The following is a 17,036-nucleotide window of genomic DNA, read 5'->3' on the forward strand; positions in this document are numbered from 1 at the left end:
GATGTCTCGTGTGTTTCGGCGTGCGAAGGAGCTGTTCCTGCTGCTGTGCTCGGCGGGGTTGCTGCTGCTGATGCTGTTTGGCCTGGAGCTGAGCCAGGGCCGCACGATGTCGACGGAGATGTTCTACCTGGTCGGCGGGTTCGTGGGCGTCTATGCGATTGCCCACGTGGCGATTTCGCTGGCGGCGCCGCACGCGGACCAGTTGCTGCTGCCGCTGGTCTCGCTGCTCAACGCGATCGGCCTGGTGGTGATTTACCGCCTGGACCTGGCGGAACGCGCTGGCTACCCGCCGCTCGCGGAGCGGCAGGTGATGTGGTCGCTGGCTGGTGTGGTGCTGATGGTGTGCACGCTTGTGATTGTGCGCGACCATAAGGCGCTGGCCCGCTACTCCTACCTGCTGGGCCTGCTTGGCCTGGTGCTATTGGCGTTGCCGCTGGTGTGGCCGCAGCCGCCTGGGTTCGCGGATGCGCGGATCTGGATCTGGCTGGGACCGTTCTCGATCCAGCCGGGTGAGTTCTCGAAGATCCTGCTGCTGGTGTTCTTCGCACAGCTGTTGGCACAGAAGCGCGCCCTGTTTACGGTGGCGGGCAAGACGCTGCTGGGGATGAGCTTCCCGCGCCTGCGCGACCTGGCGCCGATTTTGGCGGTGTGGGCGATCGCGATTGCGATCATGGCGGTGTCGAACGACTTCGGCCCGGCCCTCCTCCTCTTCGCCACGGTGCTGGGCATGGTGTACTTCGCCACGGGGCGTACGTCATGGCTGGTCATCGGTGCAGGCCTGGTGGCTGTTGGCGGGTACACGGTGTACCAGGTCAGTGAGAAGATCCAGGACCGCGTCGCCAACTTCATGGACCCGCTGGCCAACTTTGACACCACGGGCTACCAGCCGTCGCAGGCGCTGTTCGGCCTGTCCTGGGGTGGGCTGACCGGCACCGGGTTGGGCTACGGCCACCCGGAGATGGTGCCGGTGGCGCACTCGGACTACATCCTGGCGGCGATTGGTGAGGAGCTCGGGCTCGTGGGCGTGGCCAGCGTGCTGTGCCTGTTCGCCATCTTCATTACCCGCGGCTACTCGGCGGCGCTGCAGGTCAGTGACACGTTCGGCAAGTTGTTGGCCGCAGGCTTAGCGACGACCATCGCTATCCAAATCTTCGTGGTCGCCGGAGGGATCTCCGCGATGCTGCCCATGACGGGCCTGACCACGCCGTTTATGTCCGCTGGTGGCTCGTCGATCATGGCGAACTACGTGCTGCTGGCGCTGCTGCTGCGGATCTCGAACGCGGCGAACAAGCCAGCGGAGTTTGATGCTTCGGCGATGGGTGCCCAGGCACCGGAGGCGGTGAGCGCACGATGAACAAGTCTATTCGCTTAGGCGCGGGCATTGCCCTGCTGCTGATTGTGGCGCTGCTGGTGAACTTCACCGTGGTGCAGGGCTTCCGCGAGGAGAAGTACGCGCAGAGCCCACTGAACTCGCGCACCGTGGTGGAGCTGCGCCAGATCAACCGCGGCCAGATCAGCGCCGGCGGGCAGGTGCTGGCGGAGTCCCACCCGCTCGAGGACGGCTCCTACCAGCGCACGTACCCGAACATGCCGTGGTCCTTTGCGCCGGTGCTCGGCTACGTGTCAGACCAGTACGGCACCTCCCAGATCGAGGCCGGCTACAACGGGCAACTGACCGGGGCGGGCTCCGGCAAGTCCTCCCGCTTCCTGCGCACCGGCCTGGAGCAGGACGTGGTGGGCAACTCGGTTGAGTTGAGCATCGACCCGCACCTGCAGGCCCTGGCCTACGAGCAGCTTTCAAACCGCAACTACGAGGGCGCGATCGTGGCGCTACGCCCGTCGACCGGCCAGGTGCTGGCGATGGCGTCGACGCCCTCGTACGACCCGAACGCGATCTCCAACCCTGACACCGCCGAGGGCGCCTGGGCCGAGGTGAACAACAACCCCGGCAAGCCGCTGCTCAACCACGCGACGCAGGACCAGCTGCCGCCGGGGTCGATCTTCAAGATCGTCACCACCGTCGCCGGGCTGCGCAACGGCTACACGCCGGATTCCCCGCTGACGGGCGCGCCGTCCATCACCCTGCCGGGCACGACCGTGCCCCTGACCAACTACGCGGGCCAGGCCTGCGCCGGCGGCGGCCAGGTGCCGCTGCGCACCGCGTTCGCACTGTCCTGCAACACGGCGTTCGTGCAGATGGGCATGGCCGTCGGCGCTGACGCGCTGCGTGAGGCCGCCCACGGATTCGGCATCGGCGAGCAGTACGACCTCGGCATGCCCAACGCCACCGGCTCGCTCGGCGACCTGCCCGGCGACGCCGAACTTGGCCAGTCCGCGATCGGGCAGCGCGACGTCACCATGACCGCGCTGCAGGCCGCCGTCATGGCGGGCACCGTCGCCAACGAGGGCCGCCGCATGGCGCCGTACGTGGTCAACCGCGTACTCAGCCCGGACCTGCGCGAAATCGAAACCACCAAACCCCGCATGCTTTCCGACTCCATCAAACCCGAGGAAGCAAACACCATCAAGGACCTCATGTTCGGCTCCGAACGCGACACCTGGGGCTACGACGGCAACGGCTTCGCCTCCAAGACCGGCACCGCCGAGCACGCCGAAGGCGCAGCGCCGCACACCTGGTACGTCGCCTTTGACCCGGTGAAGGATGTGGCGGTGGGGGTCGTCGTCAAGAATGGTGGCGGCCTGGGCACCGGGGCGACCGGCGGGCAAGTCTCCGCACCACTCGGGCGCGCGGTGCTCTACGCGGCACCCGCAGCGCCAGCTGATGAGGAAGGAACCAACGCGCGATGAACTACGAAAACAAAGACGAACTCCAGAAGCTCATCGGGCCCGACTACCAGCTGCAATGGATCATCGGGCACGGCGGCATGTCCACCGTCTGGCTTGCCGACGACGTCCGCCACGAACGCGAAGTAGCCCTCAAAGTACTGCGGCCGGAGTTCACCGCGAACCAGGAGTTCCTCACCCGCTTCCGCAACGAGGCCAACTCGGCGGAGGGGATCAACTCCCCCAACGTGGTCGCCACGTATGACTACCGCGAGGTGAAGACCGACGGCGGGTTCCCCATGTGCTTCATCGCCATGGAATACATCCGCGGCGAATCCCTCGCCGACCTCATCGCGCGCGAAGGCCAGCTCAAAGAAGACATGGCGCTTGACGTGCTGGAGCAGGCCGCGCACGGCCTCGCCGTGATCCACCGCATGGGGCTGGTGCACCGCGACATCAAGCCCGGCAACCTCATGATCACCCAGAACGGGCAGATCAAGATCACGGACTTCGGCATCGCGAAGGCGGCGGCGGCCGTGCCGCTGACGCGCACCGGGATGGTCGTGGGCACCGCCCAGTACGTCTCCCCCGAGCAGGCCCAAGGCAAGAAGGTCACGGCGGCGTCCGACGTCTACTCGCTCGGCGTCGTCGGCTACGAGATGCTCGCCGGGAAACGCCCGTTCACCGGGGACTCCTCCGTCTCCGTGGCGCTGGCGCACGTCTCCGCCGAACCACCCGCGCTGCCGATTAGCGTGAGCGCCCCGGCGCGCGAACTCATCGAGATCGCCCTGCGCAAAACGCCAACCCAGCGCTTCCGGGACGGCAACGAGATGCAGCTGGCCGTCGAACAGGTCCGCCAGGGGATGCGCCCGACGCAGCCCGGCGGCGACACGGCCGTCATCGCCATCGAGCCCTCCCCGACCGCGTCCACCCAGATGCTCGCCGACATGTCCCGGCCGACCACGGCCCGGCCCGCCGCGCCGCGGCGCCGCCCGTCCGTGCCACCGCAGGCCCCGGCGCGCGCAGCGATGCCTGTGCGCCCGGCGCCCGCTGACGTTGCTGCTCCTGGGAAGCGGCGCAGCACCGCCGGCTACTGGGTCGGCATCGCGCTCGGCGTGATCACCCTCGCCGTCATCGGCGGCGTGGCCTGGGCATTCAACAACGGCACTCTCGGCGGCAGCACCCCGAGCAGCACCGCCCCGCGCCAAAGCGTGGTCACCCAAACCACCACCGTGGAAACCGAACCGACCTACGAGGAACCCGTCGAGGAGCCGACCACGCACGCCCCCGACACGCCCACTGAACACAGCAAGCCCAGTAGGCACAGCAGCGCCCCGGCCACGCTCACCATCGAGGACGAAACGCCAACGCAGCCAACCCACACCCGCTCTTCGGTGCCGGAGCAGCGGCCGACGGAGGGGACGTCGATAAATAATGAGGCGCCCACGACGCAGGTACCCAGCGAAAGCCCGGTTGGTGGGGAAATCGGCAATGGTGAACTAGACTTGCACAATCTGCCAAACATCCTCGGAGGAAATGCGTAAATGACAACGATCGCTAACCGATACGAACTCGGCGCCGTCATCGGCACCGGGGGCATGAGCGACGTCTACGCAGCCACCGACACCGTGCTTGGCCGCGACGTCGCCGTCAAAATGCTCAAAATCGACATGGCGCGCGACGAAAATTTCCGCGAACGCTTCCGCAAAGAAGCCCAAAACTCGGCGCGGCTCAACCACACCAATATCGTCGCCGTCTACGACACCGGCACCGAAGAAGTCTCAGGTGTCGACGTCCCCTTCATCGTCATGGAACGCGTCACCGGGCAAAACCTGCGGGACCTCGTACGCGCCGAAGGGCCCTTAAGCCCCCAAAAAGCGGCCGCGTTCCTGCTGCCCGTCACCCACGCGCTCCAAGCCAGCCACGACGCCGGCATCATCCACCGCGACATCAAACCAGCCAACATCATGATCACCAACACCGGCGAGGTGAAAGTGATGGACTTCGGCATCGCCCGCGCGCTGGATGACTCCACCTCGGCCATGACGCAAACCTCCGCCGTCATCGGCACCGCGCAATACCTCTCCCCCGAGCAGGCCCGCGGCAAAGCTGCCGACGCCCGCTCCGACATCTATGCCCTCGGCTGCGTCATGTACGAAGCCATCACCGGCAAGCCGCCATTCGAAGGCGAATCGCCCTTCGCCGTGGCCTACCAGCACGTCCAAGAAGACCCCATCCCGCCGAGCGAACGCGTCCCCGCTGACCGCGAACTGACCCCCAACGAGGCCGTCAACCTGGACAGCGTCATCCTCACCGCCATGGCGAAACACCCGGCGGACCGCTACCAAACCGCCACCGAAATGGGCGAAGACCTGGCGCTCCTCAAGCGCGGCGCAGTGACCAACGCCGCCCGCAGCCACCTCGCCTCCCCCGGCGGCGACCACGCCGACCCTACGGATGATGCCACCATGGTCTCCGAGACCATGGTCTCCGAGACCGTCCAGGGCAATGCGCCACGCCGCGCGCCACGCCCCGAGCGGCCCGTCGGGCAACTGCCGGAGAAGGCAGCCGCCGGTGCGGTCGGTGCTGGCGCTGGTGCCGGGGCGGCCGGGCGCTACGCAGCACACCGCCGCGAACACGAAACCACCACCCCAACCTGGATGAAATGGCTCGCCATCGGGCTCGGCGCCGCCATCATCGGCGCCTCCGGCTGGCTCGCCTACTCCTACTTCTCCCCCAACAACGAAGAAACCAACAAGACCTCCCAGATGGTGATCATCCCGGACCTCGCCGACAAACCGCGCGCGGAAGCCGTCGCCGAACTCGAAAACCTCGGCTTCCAGGTCGCCGTCTCCGACGAGCCCAGCCCCGACATCAAGCGCGGCAACGTCATCGACACCAACCCGATCGCCGGGTCCGAACTCCAGCGCGGCACACTCGTCACCGTCAACGTCTCCTCGGGGCGCGAGCTTACCGACGTCCCCGACGTCACCAACATGGACGCCCAAGAAGCCGCAAAGGTCCTCGAAGATGCCGACCTGGAACTGAATGCGGAGCTGCGTCGAGAAGCCAGCGAAGACGTGCCGAAGGGCGAGATCATCAGCCAGCACCCCGCAGCCGGCACCCAGATCTCCAAGGGATCCAAGGTGACCGTCACGGTGTCCGACGGCCCCGAAATGGCCCAGGTACCGTCGCTGTCCGGCGTCAACGTCAACCAAGCGTCCGCCACCCTCGGCTCCATGGGGCTCCAAGTCACCGTGAACAAGGTCGACTCCGAACGCCCAGACGGCGAAGTCATCGCAGTCGCCGGCGAAAACACCGAGGTAGCCAAGGGCACCACCGTCGAAGTGCGCGTCTCCAACGGCATGCTCATGGTCATGCCGAACATCACCCGCATGAAACCTGCCGACGCCGACAAAGCGCTACGCGACGCCGGCTGGAGCGGACGCCTCGTCGAAGGTCCAACCGTCCCGACCGGCGCCCTCGTCGACAACGGCCTCATCGGACACCAAGAAGTCAACGCGGGCGACACCGTCCGACGCGACGCCGCCATCGGCTACAACCTCTGGCAGTTCACCGCCGAACGCCTGATAAGGTAAAAACCCTGATAGCTGGAAAAGCCACCGCACTTGCTTGTAAAGGACTGACATAATGCCAAAGGCAAAAATCACCAAGGACCACCGCCCCGTATCAACCCCAACTGGCGTGTCCCGCACCCCGGTCAAGATCAACACCGGCGGCACCCCGATCTGGTACAAGACCATCATGTTTGGCCTGATGCTGCTCGGCCTCGGCTGGATTATCTTCTACTACATCGCCGGCGACCAGCTGACATTCCTCGCCGAGCTCGGCCCGTGGAACTACGGCATCGGCTTCGCAGGCATGATCCTCGGCCTGCTCATGACCATGGGGTGGCGCTAGCCTCTGGCGTTTTTCCGGGATTTTTCGTAGATGGTAGTAACAGGATTGTAGTAATCCCGATTTTGGGCCCGATTTCGGGGATTACTACCATCCTGTTACTACCATTTGCGTTTTGACGTGCGTTTTAGCGGGCCGCGCGGCCCTTTGCGCGGGCCCGTTCCAGCTCGATTCGGGCGAGGATCTCGTCCATGCGGTGGAGCACGTCCGTGAAGTCGTACCGTAGGACGGTGTATCCCTGGTTGGTTAGCTCGCGTTCGCGTTTGCGCTCCTGCAGGAGGCTGCGGCGGGGGTCGGAGGCGTGTTTGGTGTCGCCGTCGAGTTCGAGGATGACGGAGTCGTCGAAAAGGAAGTCGACGCGGTAGCGCTGCACCGGCGCCTGGAACTTCCAGCCGGTGACGCCGCGGAGGAGGAACTCGGCGCGGGCGAGGGACTCCATGGGGGAATCGGCGTTGTAGACCGCGGCGCGGGCGGCGTCGCGCGCCACGCCGCAGTTGCGGACGCGGCCCATGCGCTCGATGTGCAGCAGGATGTCGCTGCGCTCCACGTGCGCGATGGAGAGCAGCCAGTCCATAGCGATGAGGCCTTCCTGAAACCCGTGGTAGCGGGCGATATCGATTGCGGTACGGATAGGTGTGGAAAGGCGGATGCCGTACGCGGTAGTGACCTCGGCGGCGGTGAGAGCGGAGGTGCGGTAGCGGACATCGGGCTCCACGAGGTGTTTCGCGGGGCCGCGGCGGCTGGGCGTCGTTACTTCTTGGATCTCTTCGGTGAGGCTGATGACCCACATGCCGTGGATGCGGGCAGCGGTCCTGCCTACGAGGCAGCCTTTGGTCATGGCGCGGGCGGTGGCATAAGCGCGGACGAGGTGCCGCTGCCAGGCATTGAGTTGCCCCCAGGTGCGCGACGGGATGCATTGCGTCCGGTTGAGGCGTCGGTACTCGGGGCTGTGCAGACGGTGACGGAGCGTGCGCGTGTCCACGATGGATGCGAAAAGTTCAGTGTTTTCCAACATGAGGTTTAGACGCACAGGAAAGCCGCCAGGTTCCCCACAGGTGTTCGGTAGCGGGGTGGCACGGGGGTGGATTGTTGAACAATCCGCGCACAGAAGGTGTACACATAGAAACAGGGCCAGAAAGGCCCTGACCTGCTATTTTACTATTGTCACCTTATGAAAGGTATAGTCATGCGGTTTATTCGTTCCATGACGGGCGTTGTAGCGGCCTTGGCATTAGCTGCCGGTACGCTGACCCCAGCCACGGCTCAGACGCTTGAGGAGTCGTACCCCGAAACCCCAGCGACCAATGATGCGCTGCCGATCATCCACACCTACAGGGGATCGGACCACTTGAAGGCGAACGTGCTCAACCCGCGCCCAGTGTGCAACTCCACTGAGGACTACCGCACCATCGTGTACAAGGTGAAGGACAACTTCTTGCCGGTCGGCACGATTTCGACGACCAACCTGACCAAGAACACCATCCCGCTGACGCAGGACCTGGCGCGGACGCAGACGATTTCGGCGTCGGTCAACGGGTCGAAGACTGAGACGATCAACATTGGTGGGTCGGGCTCGAAGGATGGGCTGCAGGGCAACATCGGCTACTCGCTGGCGAAGATGCTGGGCTGGTCGGTGTCGGGAAGCTTGAGCTGGAACGTCGGCCAGAAGATCGGGCCGTACGAGGTTCCGGCGGGCAACACGGGCGAAGCGACGTACGGCTTCCGCACCGTCACCATGACGGGCACGCAGCAGCGCTGCCGCCCGAACGGCACGTGGGCGACGCCGACAGCGTGGGTCGCAAACATGCCGATCAAGAACGAGGTTCGCGTGAAGAACTACTCCACACCTGCAGGTTCGTGGGCACCGAACCGCGGCGCGCAGGTCACTGACACGGTAGAGAACCCGAACCCGGCGTACAACGAGGACGTGCAGAAAATCACCGAGGGTGAGAATCTTGACGACGTCACCACCATCGACGACAACGATGAAGCCAATGTGACCAACGTGGAAATCGACGGCGAGACCGCCGCGGTGATCACGGATGAGGAGTCGGATGAGGCGACGTCGGAGGAGAACACTGAGATCGAAGAGGTCGTCGATAATGCGGAGGCACCTGCGCTCGACCTGGTGCCATACTTCACGACGAGCTCCTGGAAAGCTTCCGGCTTTGCTGGGTCCGTGGCGCTGCGCGTGAAGAACGTGGGCACCGAGCGCTACTGGGCGGAGTTCCCGGCGCTGACGTTCCGCGTTGAGGTGCGTACCGAGTCCGGCCCGAAGGGTGTGGACCGCCTGATCACCACGACTGGCGCGAACGGCTCGCACATCCGTGACCTCGGCTACAACGCCAAGAAGGGCGCGCGCATCTTCGAGGTGACGCTGTCCAACCCGGTCAATGCCGGTGACGACATGCTGCTCGGCGCGTTCAGCTTCGGCGACGGCAAGACCAAGGAAGGCCGCCTGCACAACTACATGACAGTCACCCAGACCAGCCGCCTGGCCGGCGACGTCTCCCAGTGGAACGACCAGAACGTCGACTCCCGCGACGTGACCGTGTCCGACTTCGGCCGCTGGCTGAAGGGCACCTTCTAGGGAGCATTGTGTGTAATTCGTAGTGCCAAGTTATCCACAGGTTGTGGGTGGTTCTGTGGAGAGGACCGTTATCCACACCTGTGGATAACTCTGTGCACAACCTATTCGCACATCGAGCGCCTGGCGTAATGAGCTGCAATGATGCCCATTCGCCAGGCGTTTTTTGTTGTGAATCGCTGACATGTTCTAGCGGTGTTCTAGAAATTACACGGTTGTGTTTATCCACAATGTGGACAAGTCTGTGGAGTTCTCCACCGGTGTACAAACTTGGGGATAACGTGTGAAAAACTAGGCAACACCAATCACAAACGCCACAGCAGCCACAGCGGCCACCACCGCCAGAACGGACGCGAGCCACCTGACGCGCTTCTTCACCGACGTCACAGGCCAGCCCGCCAACAAGCCCACCACCAAACCGCCAAGGTGCCCCCACAGACTGATACCCGGGGACAGCACCGAGTAAGCAAGATTCGCGCCGACCAGGGCCAACGGCGCCCGGACGTTGACCTTCTGGCGCATCGACAGGGCGAGCAGCACGCCCATCAGCATGTAGAGGGCGCCGGACGCGCCGGCCGTGGGCACGTCGTAGTTCCACTCCAACACGGATGCCGACGACCCCAACACGCCCGCCACGTACAGCAGCGAATACGGCCCAGTCCCCAGGCGACGCTCCAGCTGCGGGCCCAACAACGCCAACGTGATCATGTTCACGGCTACGTGGGAGATATCCACATGCAGAAAGCCGGCCAGGAGGGTGCGGAGGGTGGCGGAGGGGGCGTCGATAAATGGGCCAAAGAGCACCATGTTCTCAGCGAGGCTGGAGCCCCACACCACGTTGCTAATCGAGTGCGACTGGAGCGCCGTAATCACGAAAACGCCCAGGCAGACGACGGTGATCAGCGCGGTTGCGGGCGCGCCGCGGAAGAGTGAGCGAACGAATTGCATACGGCTACGGTACGGGGCGGCCTGCAATTATTGCGAAATATCCGGTGAGATGTGCCCGTATCTGATTTTTCGCATCTGGACACATCTTTGTGGATATTTCAGGAGAGACGCTTGATATAGTCCGCCATTCCAGGGACCGTGAACTGCACAACACCGTGGTCAGGGGCAAAAATGAGACCCTTCTCAATCAAGTGCTTCCGGTTACTACTCAACGAATTCACCGAAACGTCAAGCGAATCCGCGATGTCCTTCGTGGGAACCTGCTTCGCAGAATGCGCAGCCATCGCCTGCAAATAGCGCTTCTCACCAGGCGTCGCACGCTCCCAACGGCTCGGGAAGAACCCGGCGTCAAGGGCCGCATTGCCTTCCGCCACCGCAAGCTGCGCATCACTTTCGGTAAACGGCGAAGCAGGAGCAACGTTCCAGATCGCCTTCCCGTACTCCTGAAGGAAATAGGGGTAATTCAGAGCGGCGTCCACAAGATTCCGCAACGCTGCTGTTGTAAACAGCACCCCTTGCCTGGTAGCCGGATCCTCAAGTGCGGCCGCCGCCGCGCTATCTGACAATGGACCAATCTTGCGGTACTCGAACAGACGCTCCGCGTACGACTGAGATTCCGCCAGCTTCTGAGGCAACGTAGGTAGGCCCGCCCCGAACACATAAAACGGCAAACCACGCTGGCCCGCCTGGTGCTGCGCGGTAATCACCGCCGACATCAATTCCGCATCAAGGTCCTGCATCTCGTCAATAAAAAACGCAATCGCCTTCCCGTCCTTCTGCGCGGACTCTGCGACACTCAGCACAAGTTCCTCGAGATCCATCCCGATATCCCCCGAATCAGAAATGCCCGCCTGAGCAGGTACTTCCAGTGCGACGTCAATACCGCCGACATGCCATGCAAACGAAGCAATCGCGGGCAGTGCATCCTTGAAGTGCTTCCACCGCTTACGCAACGACACCTTCCGAGCACTCAACGCCAGTTCACGGGCCAAACGCTTCCGAACCCGCAGCGCCCCTGACCGGTCAGCGCTTGCTTCAAGCTGCACCGTCAGCCAATCCGCATTTTCTGCTCGCGATGCGATCTCATTCAGCAGCACCGTCTTTCCCACTCCACGCAAGCCACTCAGGATGACGCCGCGATTGTGCAATCCGCTGCGGGTCCTTGTGATGATCGCCTCGACAAGCTCGAGCTCCGCTTCGCGCCCTGTTAGTGCAGGTGGGCGCAAGCCGGCACCTGGCGAATACGGGTTCAGTGTTTGGTCCATGGGTTCACAATAATCGAAAATGTGTGAAATATCCGGCTAGATGTGCCCAGATGTCCCCGTATCTGATTTTTCGCATCTGGGCACATCTTTATGGATATTTCAGGATAGACGGGTGTGCTGGGGCTGGGGGTTGGGGGCTGGGGCCGTGCTGCTTGCTGAAATTCGTTCCGGTCGAGGTGTTCAAGGAGTGCGACGCTGGTCGCCGGAAATCGGCCGGGGTGGGTGGAAATGTGCGACCAGCATCGCACGCTTTGAAGCGCGCGCTACGAGCAGGTGTGAGGTGCGCCGAGGCTGATTACAAGCCTGGTTGATCATGAATGGCGCTGTGGAGATAGCGCGCTGCTTGCTGTAATCCGTTCCGGTCGAGGTGTTCAAGGAGTGCGACGCTGGTCGCTGAAAATCGGCCGGGGTGGGTGGAAATGTGCGACCAGCATCGCACGCTTTGAAGCGCACGCTACGAGCAGATTTGAGGGCCGGAGGCGGCAGAGAGCCGGGGCAGCCGCCTACCAGGTCGGGCCGGGCAGGTGGGCGCGCCAGCCCAGGACCACGTTGATCAGGCAGCACAGGGCGAGGATGGTGCCGATGACGAACAGGGTGGTGAAGCCGACGACGGGCGCGGCGGCACTGAAGACCATCGGGATGAAGAAGCCGGTGTAGGACACCGAGTAGTAGACGGCGGTCAGGCCGGCGAGTTCGTCGGCGTTGGCGATGCGTTGGACCTCGGAAAGTCCGGCGACCAGGGCCAGGCCGTAGCCGGCGCCCATGATGGCGGCAGCCGCAACGCCGATTGGCAGCGACAGCGACCGGGACGCCTCGGCGGCAAGGATGCAGCCGACGGTGATCACGGCCATCGCGACGGCGGACGCGCGGGCGGACCTACTCGTATCGATGACACGGCCGAGCATCTGGACGCCGACGCCGCAGCCGAGGGTCACGACCGTCATGAAGCCGGAGAACGCGATGGGCATATCGTGCGCTGAGCTGGACAGCAGCTGCGGCAGCAGGGCGTACGCGGCGCCGGCGCAGCCGAACACCCACGGCGCGACCGGCACGACGATGCGCACGAAGCGGCGGTGCGCGGCGGATGGGATGTGCAGCATCTCGAGCATGTCGCGAACGCGCAGCTCAAGGAAGGTTTCCTTCACGGTGCCTCGGCGCGGCGGGCGGGTTTCAGGGGTATCCAGGAGCCAGTAGGCGGTGCCGAGGGTAAGCAGGATGTGCAGCACGTACGCGGTGTGCGTGGGCCACGGGCCCCACTGCGCCAGCACGGAGGCGAGCGCAGCGCCGATCAGGAAGCCGACGGTCAGGCACATCGACGCCTTGCGCGGCCCCGACGCCGGGTCCCCGCCCGCTTTAATAATCAGCTCCGAGACCCACGTGGACCCCACCGCCATCACGATGCCCAGGGCGAGCCCGCACAGGATGCGGCCCGTCGCGATCACCAGTGGCTCGTTCGGGGCGATGGACAGCAGGAAGGACCCCACGAGCGAAAGTGGTGCGGCTGGGAGCATGGTGGGGCGTCGTCCAATGTGGTCGGACAGCGGACCGCTGATCAGCAGCGCCGGGATGATGCCCAGGACGTAAGCGGCGAGCAGCCCATTGACGGTGACCTGCGAAAAGTGCGAGGTTTCGCGGTACATCACGAGCAGCGGGGTGAACTCGTTGCCGCCCCACGCGACAGCAACCATGCTGCCTGCGACGGGGAACCATGCGCGCGGATGAAATTGTTGAGTCATAATCAGTTCTTCACGTTGTCCGATTGGTAGCACGAATATATTGCTCCTCGGATGAGGTATGACCAAATCGCGCCCCGCTAGGGGTCCAACTTTTCGACGACGGCTCTGCCCTATCTTCTGAAAATCTGGAAAAGCAGAACTTAGGCGCTGCTCGATACGCACCTATCTTATAGAAATCGCGGTTTTTAAAAGATAGCTCCGTGCACGAGCCGTTCTATCTTCTGTCCCGCACGGTTGTTAGAATGACGCCATGATTACAGGCGCACTAAAGTCCCAGGTAGACCGCATTTGGGACGCTTTCTGGTCCGGCGGCATCTCAAACCCAATCACCGTGATCGAACAATTCACCTACCTGCTGTTCATGCGCCAGCTCGACGAGCGCCAAGCACAAGCCGAGTTCCTCGCCAACACACTGGGTGCGCAGCCGGATGACACCCAAATATTTTACGACGCCACCCACGACCACCTGCGCTTTTCCAAGTTGTTGGCCGTCGATTCGCCGGAAGCACGCTTCGCCGCGTTCCGCGAAGGGTTCGACTACATCAAACAACTCGGCGCCGCACGTGACAGCGGGTTTGTCACCCATATGAAAGACGCAGCGTTCCTGATCCCGAACCCGGCAACACTGACGACGGTCGCGACGATGATCGCGAAGCTGGAGTTCTCCAATAAGGACATGACCGGCGACTTGTACGAATACATGCTGTCCAAACTGGCCACCGCCGGCACGAACGGACAGTTCAGAACACCAAGCCACATCATCGAACTCATCGTGGCGCTGACTGAGCCGAAGGTCACCGACCGGCTTATCGACCCGGCCTGCGGCACCGCAGGCTTCCTCGCCGCCACCAGCGAATACCTACGCGACGACTTCAAAAACGCCACCAAACAACAGCGCGAACACTACCTCGCCTGCGGCCTGACCGGGTTCGACTTCGACTCCACCATGGTGCGCATCGCCGCGATGAACATGGTCATGCACGGCTTTAGCGACCCGAACATCTCCTACCTTGACTCCCTGCAGGAGCTGGCGCCAGAGCGGCTTGAAGCATTCGATGTGTTGCTGGCGAACCCGCCGTTTGCGGGCTCGATTAACCAGGACATTTTGGATCCGGAGTTGGCGTCGATAAAGACGAAGAAGACCGAGCTGCTGTTCATCGCGAGGTTTTTGACCTTGCTGAAGCTGGGCGGCAGGGCGGCTGTCGTTGTGCCGGAGGGTGTGCTGTTCGGCTCGACGCGCGCGCACAAAACCCTGCGCAAAGAGCTTGTGGACAACCAGAAAATCGACGGCATCATCAAACTGCCGTCCGGCGCGTTTAAGCCGTACACCGGCGTGTCCACCGCCATCGTGTGTTTTACCCGCACCGACTCACCGGGCCAAAATGAGCACATCTGGTTCTACGACATCACCGCCGACGGCCGCTCCCTCGACGACAAGCGCAGCCCACTGCTCGCCGAGGAACTACTCGGCCCCTGGCCCGCTACTCCACTTGACGACGCCCAGCTGCGCCTCAACAACCTGCCCGACGTTGTGGCCCGCTTCCACAACCAGACCGCCGAACGCGACCGCGCCCGCACCGAAGCATCCTTCACCGTCCCCGTCGACGAGATCCGCGAGGCGGACTACGACTTGTCGATGAACCGGTACAAAGAAATCGTCTTCGAAACCGAAGAAACCCGCGACCCGCAGGATATTCTTGCCGACATCGACGCCCTCGACGCCGAAATCGCCGACGCCATGAGCACGCTCAAGGGGCTGATCTAGATGGGGTGGGAGATGGTGAAGCTGGGGGATGTTGCCGAGGTTGTTACCAAGAAAGTGCCGGGAGAAAACCTCGACCCTGCGACACCATACTTTGGATTGGAACACCTCAAAACCGGTGGCGGAATTCTAGGAAACAGTCGTGCCGATGCGTTTTCGCTTAAAGGCGGAAAGCCCGTATTCGAGTCCGGTGACATTCTGTTTGGACGTCTCCGGCCCAATCTCCGCAAAGCTGCTATTGCATCTGCGCCGGGCACGTGCTCAGGTGACATCACTATCCTCCGCATGATTAACGGCGACGATACCCACTACCTGTTGCATTTCTTACTTAGCGGTTTCGCATTTGCTCAAATCAAAAGGCATCTTAACGGGATCAACCTTCCCAGGATCAACAACCGCGACCTCTTGGAGATCAAGGTCCCTCTGCCTCCTCTGGAGGAGCAGCAGCGCATCGCGACAATTCTGGAAACGGTAGAGGAGGCGATCCGCGCTGAAGAGCAGTCCATTTCAAAGCTAGAAACACTGATCAAAAATCTGGCACCAGAAACGAACCGAACTGTCCCGATTGGAGAATACGTAGAGAGAATTGTCTCCGGGAAAAGCCTCAAAGAGCATTCAACGCCTGGAGGGCCACGTGTCCTCAAAATTAGCTCGACCACTAGCGGGTACTTCAAACCAGAAGAGTCGAAACCCTTGGACCCGAGCTACGAACCCCCTGAGCATCACCGAGTACAAGAAGGGGACCTACTCGTTTCTCGAGCCAACACCACCGAACTGGTGGGGGCGTCTGCAATCGTGGATCAACCCTATGAGAATTTGCTGTTGCCGGATAAGTTGTGGCGTTTGGTCACGAAGGACTCGGTCGACCCTTTCTTCCTATGGGCATGTCTGCAGCACCCACTTACACGGAATGCGATTAGTAAGGCATCTTCCGGTAGCGGCGGAAGCATGAAGAACATTTCGCAAACTAATTTTTTGTCCGTTGAAATTCCAGATGTCGACGCAGCTCTGCAAACAACAGTTGGAAATCAAGTCCGGACGGCTTTTCACCAGCGAGCACTTCGCAGCAGTAAATTGACACTGCTCCGAGAGCTCTACACCTCCCTTTCCTCTCGGGCTTTCTCGAGAGAGCTTTAGAGCTGACAGATAAAAGGACTCGTTAAAGACCACTTGGCAATCTACTCGAAACGGTTTCGAGTAGATTGTTTTGCGCTTTTCACGACTTGAAAGTTCGTTTCGAGTACGTTTCGAGCCATACGCAGAATTACATTTGGACTATCTTCCACCCGGTCGCATCTCGGACAATGTTGTAGGTCTCTTTTACAAACGCCTCGGGTCTATTCCGCGGGCGGACAATCCTCAAGGTTCCACTGTCCGCGGCACAGCCACTACCTGCGACTTTCCTGGCGTAAACCCGTCGAGGTGTCCGCCGCGCGGACAGGCAACCACACCGGCTTTCCGCGGGGCGGACAGCAATTGCTAACGGTGTACGCAACTTCGGGTGTCGCAAAGGTCCGCGGGGCGGACAGTTCACTCGTTTCGAATGTCCGCGGGGCGGACAAGTTGTCACTGGATTCCGCCGCGCGGACAGATCTTCATCGCTCACCCGGAAGCCGGGTCATGTTGTTGGTGGTTAGCGTGGTGGGACGGAGAGGGCGTCAATAAGAAAGTATTCGCTGCTTCCACTGTCCGCGGCACCATCGTGACCAGCGAGCTTCTTGACGGCAACCAGTTGAGGTGTCCGCCGCGCGGACAGTCGGCAGCAGTGAACATGATGTGGATGACGGATGAAGGTATCCGTGGTGGGAGGGCCACCTATAAAAAGCTGCGACAGATTCCGCGGGGCGGACTGACATCCACCACTCACCCGGAAACCGAGGCGCGTTGTGAAAGGTAAACGTGATGGGACGGAGCCGGCGTTGATTAGAAAACCCGCCGCTGCTTCCATTGTCCGCGGCACGCCATCTACCAGCAACTTTCCCGGCGTGAAGCCGTCAAGGTGTCCGCCGCGCGGACAGGCAACCACACCGACTTTC

Annotated in this window: 12 protein-coding genes; 8 read left to right on the top strand and 4 right to left on the bottom strand. The window is 62.4% G+C overall.

What is annotated here, in order from left to right:
- Position 1: 1 nt before the first annotated feature.
- Genes QP752_RS05585 through crgA form a run of 5 tightly spaced genes read left to right on the top strand, consistent with a single transcriptional unit; the run spans position 2 to position 6,705 of the window.
- A complete protein-coding gene (locus QP752_RS05585) occupies positions 2–1,354 on the top strand; it encodes an FtsW/RodA/SpoVE family cell cycle protein (RefSeq protein ID WP_070975486.1) in 1,353 nt (450 codons plus the stop codon).
- Complete coding sequence (locus tag QP752_RS05590) at positions 1,351–2,808, top strand: penicillin-binding transpeptidase domain-containing protein (protein WP_256008380.1); 1,458 nt, start codon at positions 1,351–1,353, stop codon at positions 2,806–2,808. Before QP752_RS05585 ends, QP752_RS05590 begins: the two co-directional genes overlap by 4 nt.
- Positions 2,805–4,328 carry a serine/threonine-protein kinase gene (locus tag QP752_RS05595; RefSeq protein WP_284804793.1) on the top strand — a complete coding sequence of 508 codons (1,524 nt, stop codon included), beginning with the start codon at positions 2,805–2,807 and terminating at the stop codon, positions 4,326–4,328. The genes QP752_RS05590 and QP752_RS05595 overlap by 4 nt, the downstream gene beginning before the upstream one ends.
- Complete coding sequence (gene pknB / locus QP752_RS05600; RefSeq protein WP_284804794.1) at positions 4,329–6,383, top strand: Stk1 family PASTA domain-containing Ser/Thr kinase; 2,055 nt, start codon at positions 4,329–4,331, stop codon at positions 6,381–6,383.
- 52 nt (positions 6,384–6,435) lie between these two features.
- On the top strand, positions 6,436–6,705 hold the full coding sequence (crgA, locus tag QP752_RS05605; protein WP_070363346.1) for a cell division protein CrgA: 270 nt from the start codon (positions 6,436–6,438) through the stop codon (positions 6,703–6,705).
- A gap of 124 nt (positions 6,706–6,829) precedes the next feature.
- Here crgA and QP752_RS05610 read toward each other — a convergent pair whose 3' ends face one another.
- Positions 6,830–7,717: an endonuclease domain-containing protein gene (locus QP752_RS05610; RefSeq protein WP_284804796.1), complete on the bottom strand. Its 888-nt coding sequence runs from the start codon at positions 7,715–7,717 to the stop codon at positions 6,830–6,832.
- A gap of 171 nt (positions 7,718–7,888) precedes the next feature.
- Between QP752_RS05610 and QP752_RS05615 the strand changes: the two genes are divergently transcribed.
- Complete coding sequence (locus QP752_RS05615; protein ID WP_284804798.1) at positions 7,889–9,292, top strand: hypothetical protein; 1,404 nt, start codon at positions 7,889–7,891, stop codon at positions 9,290–9,292.
- 288 nt (positions 9,293–9,580) lie between these two features.
- Here the strand turns inward: QP752_RS05615 and QP752_RS05620 are convergent, their stop codons facing one another.
- From QP752_RS05620 to QP752_RS05630, 3 genes are all read right to left on the bottom strand, one after another.
- On the bottom strand, positions 9,581–10,237 hold the full coding sequence (locus tag QP752_RS05620; protein WP_284804800.1) for a rhomboid family intramembrane serine protease: 657 nt from the start codon (positions 10,235–10,237) through the stop codon (positions 9,581–9,583).
- 98 nt (positions 10,238–10,335) lie between these two features.
- Positions 10,336–11,502, bottom strand: coding sequence for an ATP-binding protein (locus QP752_RS05625; protein WP_070479061.1), 1,167 nt, complete (start codon positions 11,500–11,502; stop codon positions 10,336–10,338).
- Positions 11,503–12,005: 503 nt separating this feature from the next.
- The gene (locus QP752_RS05630) at positions 12,006–13,238 is read right to left on the bottom strand and encodes an MFS transporter (RefSeq protein ID WP_070363350.1); all 1,233 of its coding nucleotides are present in this window, start codon (positions 13,236–13,238) and stop codon (positions 12,006–12,008) included.
- A gap of 250 nt (positions 13,239–13,488) precedes the next feature.
- Between QP752_RS05630 and QP752_RS05635 the strand changes: the two genes are divergently transcribed.
- Together QP752_RS05635 and QP752_RS05640 are read left to right on the top strand one after the other, a co-directional pair.
- Positions 13,489–15,003 carry a class I SAM-dependent DNA methyltransferase gene (locus tag QP752_RS05635; protein WP_284804803.1) on the top strand — a complete coding sequence of 505 codons (1,515 nt, stop codon included), beginning with the start codon at positions 13,489–13,491 and terminating at the stop codon, positions 15,001–15,003.
- Complete coding sequence (locus QP752_RS05640) at positions 15,004–16,137, top strand: restriction endonuclease subunit S (RefSeq protein ID WP_070363352.1); 1,134 nt, start codon at positions 15,004–15,006, stop codon at positions 16,135–16,137.
- Positions 16,138–17,036: the final 899 nt, after the last annotated feature.

The organism is Corynebacterium sp. UMB10321 (assembly GCF_030228725.1).
In the GTDB taxonomy this organism is placed as follows: domain Bacteria; phylum Actinomycetota; class Actinomycetes; order Mycobacteriales; family Mycobacteriaceae; genus Corynebacterium; species Corynebacterium pseudogenitalium.